The organism is Chitinophaga sp. MM2321 (genome assembly GCF_964033635.1).
Lineage (GTDB): Bacteria > Bacteroidota > Bacteroidia > Chitinophagales > Chitinophagaceae > Chitinophaga.
In genome coordinates, this window is sequence record NZ_OZ035533.1 from 3,721,842 (window position 1) to 3,735,432 (window position 13,591).

Here is a 13,591-nt window from a genome sequence, read left to right on the forward strand (position 1 = left end):
ATGCAACTACACCTTAAATGTATCCTGATAGCCACCCTTTATACGGCGGGCTGCCACGAAAATACCGGTAACAGCAATAACAACACTGCAGAAACCAGTAGTGCGGTTGATAATGTACAAACAGAAACAACATCCAACGGCAGCGCATTTAAAAAAGAAGGTACCCTTGCTTTCATCGCTAAAAACGGGGCAGACACGTTGCGGAAAATCGATATCCAGCTGGCCAAAACAGACCAGCAACGGGAAGATGGCCTCATGTTCCGTAAATCAATGACCGATGATCAGGGCATGCTTTTTATTTTTCCTGACCTGGAAGAACGCTCCTTCTGGATGAAAAACACTTATATCTCTCTCGATATTATCTACATAAATGATAAAATGGAGATCGTATCTATTCAGAAATATGCCACCCCGCTATCAGAACAGGGGCTGCCCTCCTTTAAGAAAGCACAGTATGTGCTGGAAGTAAATGCCGGTTTCAGCGACAAATACCACATCAGCTACGGCGACAAAATCCAGTACGAATAAAATAAAACAGATAAGCCCCGGCAGACGCCGGGGCTTTTTTCGCTTGATACATATTTGATCGCTAACACTATAGCCTGTTTTGTTATCCTTCCGCGTTCACTACGCTCAGGATATGCAGCTGGGTTTTGCCTGCCGGCACTTCCCAGTCTACCACATCACCCGCACTATATCCCAGCAAGGCGGTGCCTATCGGGGACAGGATGGAGAGTTTGCCCAGCTGTAAATTACTGGCAGCTGGCAATACCAGCTGTACTTCGCGTACAGCTCCACTGCGTTCATCTTTGAACTGCAGTAATGAATTAACCCGTACTACATCTTCCGGTATTTTTGTTTTTCTTATGAGCGCCCTTTCCAGCTCTTCTCTTAGCTTGTCGGTGCCCGGAGCATGATAACAAAGGGTCTTTAAAATATCGTAATCATGTTGGGACACAATAATCTGCTTCTTTTTCATGAAAACAGGGGTTTTATTAGTTATTAATAGATTGCCCCGGATAGAGCGCCGCTCCTGCGGATCTACCCTCATCCGGTGCATAAATTTCTTCAAATGAACGTATATCCGTTCTGGTTACACGTCTGTACATTACTGCCGGATCCACTTTTTCCGGCGATCCAAAGCCGCAGGCGCCCATCAGTTCGGCTACCGCTGCAATAGTATTACGGTGGAAATTAGCTACCCGCACACGTTTATCTGCTACATTCACCCCCTTATACAAGGTGGGGTCCTGCGTGGCTACACCTACCGGGCAATTGCCGCTATCGCATTGCAATGCCTGGATACAGCCCAGCGCCAGCATCATACCTCTTGCACTGTAACATGCATCCGCTCCCAGTGCCAGCACCTTCATAATATCAAAACCGGTGATGATCTTACCACTGGCCATAATACGTACATGTTTTTTCAGCTTGTACTTTCTCAGCATATTCACTACTACTGCCAACGCATCGTATAAAGGCATTCCGATAGAATCCGAAAATTCCAATGGCGCCGCACCTGTACCACCTTCTGCACCATCTACCGTAATAAAATCGGGATAGATACCGGTGTTGGTCATTGCCTGGCAAATCCGCTCAAACTCGTCTTTACGGCCTACGCACAATTTAAAACCAACCGGTTTACCACCGGAAAGCTTGCGGAGCTGCTGGAGAAAAGCCAGCATCCCATATTCATTGCTGAAAGCGGTATGTCCGGCCGGTGATAAAACACTCACCCCTGCTTTTACCTTACGGATAGCGGCGATTTCAGGCGTATTCTTCGCGGCGGGAAGTACCCCGCCTTTGCCTGGTTTGGCGCCCTGGCTCAGTTTCAGCTCAATCATTTTTACGGCCGGTACCGCCGCAGTGGCGGCAAATTCGTCCGGAGAAAAATCCCCTTTCTCGTCGCGGCAACCAAAATAACCGGTACCTATCTGCCAGATCAGGTGGCCGCCATGTTCCAGGTGATACGGACTCACACCTCCTTCCCCGGTATTGTGGGCAAAGCCTCCCAGCTGTGCGCCCCCATTGAGGGAAAGAATCGCTGTTTTACTCAATGCCCCGTAACTCATGGCGCTGATGTTGAGCAAACTGGCATTGTACGGCTTATCACACTGTTCATTGCCAATAATAACCCGCAATGCCTCCGGCTTTACTTTCATCGGAAAAGCTGTATGTGCCGCCCATTCATAGCCCGGCTCATACATATCGTCCAATGCACCGAAGGCCACGGTTTGCTTTACATCTTTTGCGCGCTGATACACCACCGCACGCTGGCGTCGGTTAAAAGGCCTCCCATCTGTATCTGATTCAAAAAAGTATTGACGCATCTCCGGCCTGATCTGTTCCAGCAGGTAACGCAGCCGCCCCAGTAAGGGGTAGTTACGTAACAAAGTGTGCTTAACCTGCAAGCGGTCGTACACGGCCAATACCGTGATCCCCACTACTACCGGTAAAAAGATCCATCCTGTTAAATAACCGCGATAAAGACTTACAATCACGCTCACATCCAGCAACAGGCATAAAAGATAAACTGCCCATCGTGCTATCCGATGATTCATAAAACTGTTTTTATAAGATTGTTTTGGAAAATACGAATTGGATTATACTACTATACGTAGTAATCCCCCGGGTACAACTGCTAATATGCTAAAAGTTGCCCGGGCTTAATTGTTGAAGTCTTTTGGACAGGATAAAAAAGGCAACAGGAATCCGCATGCACGCTTGACCGCACATGGGCTGTTATGGAGGAATAATATGTTTGTTGCCTTATACAATTGAAATAATATATCTGGCAAAGATAGGCGTTTTATTTATAAACGCCTATCATTTAGTCAATTCCGCTGCTGTAAAGGATTTCTGCCGGCCATTGTGCAGTTTCCTGGTCTGCTTCACGTCTGCTTCCGTTATTTTTCCGGCTTTATTGTTCCAGGAACTGCGGAGAAAAGTGAGCAATTGCGCAATATCGCTGTCGCTAAACTCATCACTGCCACCTATACCGGGCATATCACCATTTATTTCAGGCGCTTTATATACTTTTCCGTTTACTTCTACAGGACCGGTAAGGCCGAATAATACGATAGAGATCAGGGATGTTTTGTTGCCATTCACCCAGTTGCTCTCATTGAGCGGCGGCGCCATGGAGGTGATGCCGTTGCCACTCTTTCCGTGACAGGTCTGACAAACCGTGTTAAAGATCCTGTAACCCTGGGGATATACTTTCCTCAGTGCATCCATTCTTTTGGCGGTGGCTTCGCTCTCCATACCTGCCAGTACCTTCTCCAGCTGCCGGCGCAATACCAGCGTGGTATCTGCATTCCAGGCTACTACCTGTTTCAGCAGGGCCTGCTCCCTGTTTTCGGCATTATTGACCAATGCAGCTGATACATAACGGTCATGTGCATAGGCTTTAAAGAGCTTTGTCTCCAGCCTGCTGGCGCTCCCTTTGTCCAGTTTGGTCAGGGCCGGCAGCAAATAGGCGACATAAGGCGCCATCTCCGGTTGACCCGACAGGGTATCCAGTACCGCTACCACCGGCTTTACGGAGGATGCGCTCAATATGGAAGGCAATGCTGCCAGTGCCTGTACTTTCAGGCCGGCATCATCCTGTTGTAAAATACCGGCAATATCTGCATAGGTTAATTGATGCAACCCTTCCAGGGTCCACAGGGCATGTTTTTGTCCTATGGGCTGATAGGTATCTTTCAGCATCTCCCGCAGTTGCGGTGCCAGTTCAGTTAACCGGTGATCTATAATCAGTTGCTGTGCTTTGTCGCGTAGTGTGCCATTTGCATGATGTAACATAGCGATCAGTTGCTCCGGCCGCATGGTAAAGAGGGTATTTTTCGGGTGCTGACCGGCAGGAACGATGCGGTAAATACGGCCACGATTCAGTGGTTGCGTAAGTTCCCGCATTTTCACCTCATTTTTCAGGTAAGGCGTGATATATGTTTTATGTTGAAGAATACCGCGATACATATCCGGGAAATAGATGGCGCCATCCGGACCGGTAAAAAGACCGGTAGGTCTGAAACGCTCGTCAGTACTGGCCAGGAACTCTTTGCCCTCGTAAGCCTGTACGCCTTTTACGAAATAGCCGCTATCTTTTAAAATATTGCGTTTGATCAGGTTGGCAGAAGGTTCTGCAACAAAGGCGTTGCCGGCATATTCATATGGCAGCAGCCCTCCACGGTAGATCATTGGGCCACAGGCAGCCGTAAACGATACCAGCCGCAGGCTGTCATCCAGGATACCTTTCATATAGCCCCGGTTTACGCCTGGTGTGGCCCGCGCAGGATACACATGGTTATCGGGAACAATTCTTTCATTGTAGCCTGCTTCATTCTGCTGGTGGCTGTTTTTGCCTCCCAGTCCGGGCAGGAAATAATCACCCAGCAGGTTTTCAGAGTTGTTATTATAAAAAAGACGGCCGTTATCGTCCTGGGTAATACCCCACTGTCCGCGGAAAGCGGTGGATTCTTTCAGCCACTTATCCCCCACCTTACGGTAACGCCTATCCGATTTTGCATTATAGATCCAGTTGTCCATGGCACGCAGCAATCCGTTGGGTTGATGCTCCACGTTGCCACCGGCAGCGTATTGGTCGTCTACCAGTACCCGTTTGCCTGGTTTGTCATTATTATTTTCTATGAACCATAACTGTGGTGGAGTGGCTACCAGTACGCCGTTCTCTATCAGGCATACCGCCCGTGGCAGTACGAGAGAATCCAGGAATACTTTGCGGCTGTCCATCACCCCATCGCCGTTGGTATCTTCCAGTATTACTATTTTACCATCCGGTTTATCTTCACCTGTACCACTGGTATCCGGCATAAATCCGGTCATCTCCACTACCCACATTCTTCCCCGCTCATCAAACGTCATCGTTACGGGCGCGACTACCATCGGCTCTTCCGCCACCAGCTGTACTTCCAGCCCCTTTTCTATCTGCATTTTGGTGATAGCGGTTTTACCATCCAGTACCGGAGAGGTGGCAAATTTTTCCCGCATAGCCAGGGAATCCTTTTCGTGCTTGTTTTCAGTGCTATGCTGTTGTTGTGTCTGTCCACAGGCAAAGAGCGCCAGGGAAATCGTGGAAATTAAATAGTGTATACGACCCATTATTTATATCGATTGCAAAAGCAATAAAAATACATTTCTATGAATAATTTTTCAGAAAAATTACATGAGATAACAGAATAGGCCATTCAACGGCAGTAAGAGCAAAAAAACTTATCTTCGTCGCTTCATTGCATACATTTTACGATTTATCTGCATTTATGGAACGCTTTCAGGGCATTATAGGCATTTTCCTTATTCTGGGTATTGCCTTTTTATTCTCCAACAACAAAAGAAAAATCAACTACCGGCTGGTTTTCAGCGGAATCTTCTTACAGGTTGTTATTGCTTTGCTGGTGTTTAAAGTTCCGCCTATCACCTGGTTTTTTAAGCAGGTAGGTCATGGAATGGGGAAACTGGAAGCATTTGCCCGTCAGGGTGCTGCGTTTGTGTATGGTGGTATTGGCGTATCGCAGCCACCGGCAGGTACTATCGCTGATTATGCCGGCGGTGGATTTGTTTTTGCCTTTAATGTTACGGCTACTATTATTCTTGTTTGTGTGCTGGTAGCTATTCTATATCATTATGGTATTATGCAGCGGGTAGTAGCGGTTATTGCCCGGGCCATGAATTTTGTGATGCGCGTAAGTGGTGCGGAAGCACTGAGCAATGTAGCCAGCGCCTTTGTAGGCCAGGTAGAAGCGCAGGTGATGATCCGTCCCTATCTTCCTTCCATGACCCAGAGCGAGCTGCTGGCTTCTATGAGCGGTAGCCTGGCCTGTATAGCCGGGGGTATCCTGGTAGTATATGCCAACATGGGATTTCAGGCGGGTATGGACATTGCGCCTTTCTTAATTACCGCCAGCCTGATGGCAGCTCCCGGCGCCCTGGTGATTTCCAAGATCGTATTTCCTGAAACAGCGGAAAGCCAAACGATGGGCCGGGTGAAAATGGAAGTTAAAAGTAATTATACCAACGTGATCGATGCCATTTCCCATGGCGCCGGTGATGGATTTAAGATAGCCATGAACGTTATTGCGATGCTGATCGGTTTTATTGCACTGATTACGCTGCTCGACTGGTGCCTGATCCATATTGGTCATATTTTCAATCCACACTTTGATCTGAGTCTCGACTGGATCTTTGGTCGCTTGTTTATGCCAATGGCATGGGCTATGGGCGTACCTTCCAGCGATGTAAACAATGTAGCCACCCTCCTGGGACAGAAGCTCACCATCAATGAATTTGTAGCGTTTAAAAGTTTTACGAGTCATACCGTTCCGGTACTTACGGCCAAGGGTATCACCATTGTAACCATTGCCATTGCGGGCTTTGCCAATTTCAGCAGTGTGGGTATGCAGATAGGTGGTATCGGGGAGTTGGCGCCAGGCAGAAGAAGCGACCTGGCAAGACTGGGCATGAAAGCCCTCCTTTGTGGTACACTTGCATCTTATTTATCTGCGACGATTGCAGGCATCCTCATGTGAGACCAGGATTAAAGGATTATAGGATTTAACGGATGGGTGTTTTGTTGTTTTGTTGTTTTGTTCTTATGTTATATTTAATCAGGACTATTCCTTATTTAATTACACGGCTTAACTGATGGGTCTTTTGTTGCTTAAAAAATAATTCAACAAAACACCCATCTTGCTAATCTTTTAAATCCGGGTAAATCCTGGTCCTTATTCGAGTCTTTTTACTAACCCTGTCTGCACCGCTTCCCATGCTTCTGCCTGACCGGCATCCACCCAGTAGTTCTTCATCTCCGAACCGGCAATAATCTTGTTTACGGCAGCAATAGCCTGGTTTCTCAATGCACGTGTACCTATCAGGTTCAGTACATCCAGTTGGTCCAGCGGATCTTCCGGAAAGTCTTCGCTTGCGCGGCCTACGAGTGCTGCTACCAGTTCAGCAGCGGCCAGCGCCTCTTCACAATCCGGTGTTTCCAGCGTTTCAGTATTATTAACGATACGAGCCAGCGTATCCGTTACCAAACCACCATCCTTATTTTCAATCAGATCAAAAATCCAGTCCTGCGATCCATCATTTTCAAAATTCCTGGTGCCCCATGCGCCCATAGTGTTTACAGTTTTTTATTTTTTTAGAATAAAGAATAAAATTAAGTGACTCTTCTTACAACAACAAAAAACTGTCATCAGTTTAAACTTCTGAAATCTACCGGCACCAGTTTACTCACCCCCGGCTCCTGCATGGTAACGCCGTAAATCACGTCCACAGCGGCCATTGTTTGTTTGTTGTGGGTAACAATAATAAACTGTGAATTATCAGAAAATTTTCTGATCATATTGGTAAACTTGCCAACATTCGCATCATCCAGTGGGGCATCTACCTCATCCAGGATACAGAACGGAGCGGGTTTAATCAGGTAAATGGCAAACAGCAGCGCCGTTGCTGTAAGTGTTTTTTCGCCGCCGGACAGCTGTGTAATGGCGGCCGGCCGTTTACCTTTCGGCTTGGCGATAATTTCGATACCGGTATCGGCCAGGTTTTCAGGGTCGCTCAGGATCATATCACACTGATCTTCTTCTGTAAACAGGGCTTTGAATACCCGGATGAAATTCTCTTTCACCATATTAAAAGTATCCAGGAACTTCTGGTTGGCCGTTGTTTCTACTTCCTGTATGGTAGCCAGGAGAGAGTCTTTTGCGGTAACAAGATCTGTTTTTTGTTCCAGGATAAACTCATATCTCTTTTTCATTTCCTGGTAAGCCTCGATGGCGGTGGGATTGATTTCTCCCATGTTTTCCAGGCGTTTCTTGAGCCTTTCCGCGCTGCCCTGCAATTCGTCTACCGGCAGTTCGGAGCTGCGTTGCTCGTCGATGATTTCGTCCAGGTTTACTTTGAACTCTACGCTCAGCCTTTCTTTCATGGAAGCCAGTTGCAGTCTCAGTTCATTGACTTTATCCTTCACGGTGTTCAGTTGCTGATCCAGCTGCTCTCTTGCCCGTTGCTTGGCTCTCAGCGTGGTTTCCAGCTCCTGCAGATGGTTACGGAAATTATAGTACTCCTGGTCTTTTTCGTTCAGTGCTTTTTCTTCTTCCTCCCGCTGGCGGAAAAGCTCTACCAGTCCTTCTTCTGCCAACGCCAACTTGTCGGCTGCGGCAGAAATATTGGCGACAGCATCTTCCAGCTGTGTTTTGTTACTGGTGATCTGTACATGGAGATCGGACAACTGTTTACGTTTAAATTCCAGCTCCTGCTTCAATGCCTGTACCTTGCTCTGCTGGCGGGTATGTTGCAGGTTCTGGTTATTAAACTGTACGTTGGCCATGTTAAAATGCTGCTCTGCTTCCTGTGCAGTTCTGTCGGCTTCCGTGATGCTGTCCTGCAACTCCCCTACGCGGTCATTCAGGTTTTCGAGCTCATCTCTTACCCCTGAAATGCTTTCCTGGTTGGTTTCCAGCGATTGCTGCATTTCTTCCAGGCGTTTGTCGCCGGTTTCAATGAGGTGGTGGAAGTTCTCGATCCTGTTTTGCAGGCCAAACAACTGGTTATTCAGTTGGTTGATCTTTTCGCGGGCGGTGTTGATATTATTTTCATTGAGCTGACTGTTGTAGCCCAGTACTTCGTTGTGTTTGTCCTGGATCTGTATGCGCAGTTTACCTACAATAGCGTCCAGGTCTTTGATTTCGGCTTCCAGCTTTTCCAGGTTCTTGGCCCGGCCCAGCTTTTTCCCTTCAAAAAGTCCGACGGAACCACCGGTGATATTGTATTTCCCGCGATGCATGCGGCCGGCTTTTTCCACGAGATAGATCTCTTCATCCGCTACCTGGCTGAATTCCAGGCGGGTGATATCGTCTCCGATAAACACTTTCCCCAGCAGGTGATCGCCCAGCCCTTTGTATTTCTCTTCTATTTCCACTACATCCAGTGCGGGAATAGTGCCTGCGGGCGCCAGCAGCCTGTTGGTATGCGGACGGAACTGATCCAGGATAAAGAAATTGGCTTTCCCTTTTTTGTTGCTGTCCAGCAACTGGATGGCCTGTACCGCCTCTGCTACATTGTTGACCACGTAGTAGTTGAGATAAGGTTCCAGCAGGTTTTCCACGCAGGTGCGATATTCTTCTTTACAGAAAAATATATCACTCAGAATGGGGGCGTTATTATTCCAGTCGGGATTCTTTTTCAGAAATTTGATGCTTTCCGGATAGCCTTCAAGACTGTCTACCAGCGATTTCAGCAGGTCGAACTCATTCTTTTTGGAATCCAGTTTACGGTTTTCATCCACCAACTTGTCACGCAAACCTTCGATATCGGATTGTGTAGCAAGGATCTTACTTTTCGTTTCTTCCTGGAAGCGCACCATTTCGTCCAGCTCTTTTTTGCTGGTTTCCAGGGTTATCTGTAACGCATCCTTTTCTATTTGCAGTTGTGCGATCTGCTGTTGCCGGTTTGTTTTTTCTTCCTGGAGTTGCTGCATACTGCGTTGCAGGTTCTGTACGGAAGTATCGGCAACGGCTACTTTCTTTTCTGCTTCAAACTGTTGGCGCTGCCAGCGTTGCTGGTCGTTACGCAAAGTTTCGAGCGCCAGTTTCCTTTGCTGGAAGCGTTCCTTCTTCTCTTCCACCATGTCGCGAAGCGTTTCCACTTCATCTTCCATGGATTCGAAGATCTCTCCTTCTTCCACTACCTGTTTTTCGGAAAAGGCGATGGAAGCGGTGAGGCCTTGCAGTTGTCCTTCTGCACCGGCGAGGAAATCGTTGATATTTTTTTCACGCTCCCGCAGATAAGTGAGCTGTTGGGTAGCGAGATTTTTGTCATTTTCTTTGGTACGGATGGTCGATACCAGCTCATTGAACGATTTCTGCAAGGTTTGCAGTTCCCGTTCTTTGGCTACGAAATGCAGTTTATCTTCTTCAACCGCTGCTTCTGCCGTTAATATTTCTGTTTCCAGCTGGAGTTTGCGGTCGCTTTCTTCCTGTTGTTTGTCTGACAGCTCTTTGAAGGTGACATTAAACCCTTCCAGGGCGGCTTTGGCCAGTTCTATACTGATTTCGCGGTATTCCTTTTTCACCTCGTAGAAGCGTTCTGCTTTACGGGCCTGGCTTTCCAGCGTTTTGAGGTTGTTATTAATTTCAAACAACAGGTCCTCTATACGGTTCAGGTCGCCTTCAGTGGCGTCCAGTTTGGATTTAGCTTCTTTTTTACGGGTTTTATAGATGGAAATACCGGCGGCCTGTTCCAGCATGCGCCGGCGGCTGTTTTCCTTATCTTTGATGATATCATCCACCATGCCCAGTTCTATGATGGCATAGGAGTCTGTACTCACCCCGGTGTCCATGAACAGGTTATGAATATCTTTCAAGCGACAGGCCACATCATTGAGCCGGTATTCGCTATCGCCGTTTTTATAAAATTTACGTGTAATGGTAACCGTGGTAAATTCGGTAGGTAGTACATTCCTGGTGTTCTCAAAAGTGAGGCTAACTTCGGCCATACCGCTTGCAGAGCGGGTTTTGGAGCCGTTAAACACCAGACCAGACTGATTATCAGAACGCAGGTTACTGATCTTATGCTCCCCGATTACCCAGCGGATGGAGTCGATGATATTGCTTTTGCCGCAACCGTTTGGCCCAATCACACCCGTGATCCCTTCGTCAAAGTTCAAAACGGTTTTATCAGCAAAACTTTTAAAGCCTTTAATTTCTAGTGTTTTTAAGCGCACGACTTTACTCCGAGGTTTTTTTAAGGCGTCAAAGATATAATTTTACCTGAATGAAAAAGTAATTTAAGTGAGAACCCATAATATCCGCTAATTATTTATACACACTTCTGTATAAATAAATATCTACCCATCATTCCCGAAAATTATAAAGGCCTGGTTATAAATATAGTAAAAAGCGTAATTATAATTTAATTCCCTGTGAGAAATTATAAAAAAGCCGGGTAGTATAATTTTAATTTTGTGAGATAATTTCCGCTTATCCACACCGCCCTCCTGTAGCAGTACCAAGGCTTAGATTGCGGGGGTAACCCGGGATCTCCTATGTAGCTCAACGCGAGCGTTTTATGCCAACAAAACAACATGGGTGCTGCCGGCATTCCGCCTCAAAATAATCAGATCAACTTCATGATGCTAAAAGGCACGTTCTTTCTGCTTTTATATCTCTGTACGGTTACGGCCCGGGCGCAGCAACAAACGGTGATTTCCGGGCAGGTGGCAGATAGCATCACCCGTAAACCGGTAGAATATGCAACGGTTGTGCTGATGCAACCGGATAAAAAAACAGTGGCACATGTACTGGCAGACGACCGCGGCGGATTCAGCTTCTCCGGCGTTGCCTATGGCGCCTACCAGGTAGGTATCACCATGCTGGGCTATGCGCCCCGGGTAATTGACACCTTTCATATCGACTCCTTTCATACCACGCACCGGCTGGGCGTGCGGTACCTGTCTAAAGCCAGTCAGCAGCTAAGTGGCATCACGGTTACCGGTCAAAGACCCATGATTGAGATGAAGGATGATAAACTCATCTATAACGTAGAAAATGATATAGATAAAGACAATACCACTGCGTCGGAAATATTGCGCAAAGTACCCATGATAACCGTAGACGCCGACGGCACCATCAAATTAAAAGGACAAACCAATTATAAAGTGCTGCTCAACGGCAGATCTACCTCCATGATTGCCAGCAACCCCAAAGAGGCGCTGAAAGCATTTCCCGCCAGCATCATCCGGCATATTGAGATCATCACAGAACCATCTGCAAAATACGATGCAGAAGGCATAGGCGGTATCATCAACATCGTCACGCAAAAACATATCGTGGGGTATAACGGCAGCATCTATACGAATTATAACACGCTGGGGCCCGCCTCCGCCGGCGCCTCCCTCAGCGCCCGGCTCAACAAAGTAGGCGTATCCGGCTACATAGGCGGTAGCAACTACCATAACCGTAGCAGCAACGCCTCCCGCCGGGAGAGCTTTCTGCCCGGCAACAAAAATGTACTGGAACAAACAACGGAAAGCAGGAGCAACGGCCGTAGTGGCTACGGAAACCTGGAATTCAGCTACGACATAGACAGTACCAATAGTCTTACCCTGTATGGCAGTATCAATAAAAGCCATGGCAGTGGCGCCTCTCCGCAATATAACCAGCTATATGACAGCACCGGTACCCTTTCACAAACAGGTCACTTTTCCAGCAACACCAACAATGAAGGCAACGGCTTCAGCATAGGACTGGACTATCAGAAAAAATTCAGGAAACCGGATCATGACCTGTCATTCATCATCAATTCCAGCAACAGCAGTAATAATGGGCTGACAGATAATGCACAACAAAACATACCGGGCACCGACAGCTTTTACCGCAACAGCAACTACAACAAAAACCGCGAATCCACGATACAACTGGATTATAACCTTCCCCTACCCGGGGGACAAAAGCTGGAAGCCGGCGCCAAAGCCGTTTTCAGACAAATAGAAAGCAGCTATGCGCAGTTGATCCGTAATAGCGATGGCACAATGATCGTGAACCCTTCCAGGTCCAACGTATTTAATTACACACAAAACGTCCTGGCATTTTATACCACTTACCGTTTTCAACTGGGCAAAAAAACAAGCATGCGGCTCGGCGCCAGGCTGGAGCAAACCTATTCATCCGGGGCATTCATCTCTGATCATACCAGTATCGGCACTACTTATCTGAACCTGATCCCTACCCTGAACATCACACGGCAGTTCAAGGCACTCAACTCTATCGTATTTTCGTATAGCCGTCGGCTGCAACGGCCATGGGTATACAATCTCAACCCCTATGTAAATGATAATGACCCGAATAATATTTACTTTGGCAACCCTGCGCTGAAACCTTCCTTCACCAACAGTTTCGGACTATACTACAATTGTATGCTGCACAAAACAAGTCTGAATATCGGAACAGACTTCTCTTACAGCAACAACACGATCCAGTCCGTAATCAGTATCGACAGCCTGAAAGCTATCACCAGCACCACTTACGACAATATCGGCCATCTTGTAAACGGTGGTATTAACGTGAGTATGCGTAGTCCGCTGACAGATAAATGGAATATCAATACCAACCTGCGGGCAAATTATTACAGTATTTCCAGCGATGGCAGTAAGGGTTTGCATAACAGCGGCGCGGGCCTTAACGGTTATTTCAGCACAGACTATACTGTGGGCAAGGGTTTCCGGGCAGACGCCTTCTGTTACTTTAATACCAGCACACCTTCCCTGCAAGGCAGCAGTTCCAGCAATATCGGATACGGTTTTACCGTGCGCAAGGAGCTCCTGCATAAAAAGGCATCGCTGAGCATCAGTGCAGACCAGCCTTTCCGGCAGCAGCGCGCCGTTACCAGTGAAACCAGGGATGCTTCCTTTTACCGCACCGTAACCAGTTATTCACCTGCAAATGCCTACAGCATCTCTTTCAGCTGGCGCTTCGGAAAACTTACCAGTAACGCAACGCGCAAAAAAGCCATAGACAATTCAGATCATTAGCAGAAAATATTTTCCGGTATGGAAGGCGCACCCATCCTATTT

At 47.3% G+C, this 13,591-nt stretch carries 8 protein-coding genes; 3 read left to right on the forward strand and 5 right to left on the reverse strand.

The features are described from left to right. Complete coding sequence (locus tag ABQ275_RS14430) at positions 1-528, forward strand: DUF192 domain-containing protein (RefSeq protein ID WP_349313845.1); 528 nt, start codon at positions 1-3, stop codon at positions 526-528. An 82-nt stretch (positions 529-610) separates the two neighbouring features. Here the strand turns inward: ABQ275_RS14430 and ABQ275_RS14435 are convergent, their stop codons facing one another. The 3 genes from ABQ275_RS14435 to ABQ275_RS14445 all read right to left on the reverse strand — a co-directional run bounded on the left by ABQ275_RS14435 (position 611) and on the right by ABQ275_RS14445 (position 5,121). Continuing rightward, on the reverse strand, positions 611-979 hold the full coding sequence (locus ABQ275_RS14435) for a GreA/GreB family elongation factor (RefSeq protein WP_349313846.1): 369 nt from the start codon (positions 977-979) through the stop codon (positions 611-613). Positions 980-995: 16 nt separating this feature from the next. Beyond that, positions 996-2,561 (reverse strand): FMN-binding glutamate synthase family protein, encoded by a 1,566-nt coding sequence (locus tag ABQ275_RS14440; RefSeq protein WP_349313847.1) that lies wholly within the window; start codon positions 2,559-2,561, stop codon positions 996-998. Between the two features lie 265 nt (positions 2,562-2,826). Continuing rightward, positions 2,827-5,121 carry a c-type cytochrome gene (locus ABQ275_RS14445; protein WP_349313848.1) on the reverse strand — a complete coding sequence of 765 codons (2,295 nt, stop codon included), beginning with the start codon at positions 5,119-5,121 and terminating at the stop codon, positions 2,827-2,829. Positions 5,122-5,279: 158 nt separating this feature from the next. Between ABQ275_RS14445 and ABQ275_RS14450 the strand changes: the two genes are divergently transcribed. Further along, a complete protein-coding gene (locus ABQ275_RS14450) occupies positions 5,280-6,545 on the forward strand; it encodes a nucleoside transporter C-terminal domain-containing protein (RefSeq protein WP_349313849.1) in 1,266 nt (421 codons plus the stop codon). 195 nt (positions 6,546-6,740) lie between these two features. Here the strand turns inward: ABQ275_RS14450 and ABQ275_RS14455 are convergent, their stop codons facing one another. After that, the gene (locus tag ABQ275_RS14455) at positions 6,741-7,136 is read right to left on the reverse strand and encodes a DUF4259 domain-containing protein (RefSeq protein ID WP_349313850.1); all 396 of its coding nucleotides are present in this window, start codon (positions 7,134-7,136) and stop codon (positions 6,741-6,743) included. Positions 7,137-7,213: 77 nt separating this feature from the next. Then, a complete protein-coding gene (gene smc, locus ABQ275_RS14460) occupies positions 7,214-10,687 on the reverse strand; it encodes a chromosome segregation protein SMC (RefSeq protein ID WP_349313851.1) in 3,474 nt (1,157 codons plus the stop codon). A 462-nt stretch (positions 10,688-11,149) separates the two neighbouring features. Here smc and ABQ275_RS14465 point away from each other — a divergent pair, with 462 nt between their 5' ends. Further along, positions 11,150-13,549, forward strand: a complete 2,400-nt coding sequence (locus ABQ275_RS14465) for a TonB-dependent receptor domain-containing protein (RefSeq protein WP_349313852.1) — start codon at positions 11,150-11,152, stop codon at positions 13,547-13,549. Positions 13,550-13,591 lie beyond the last annotated feature (42 nt).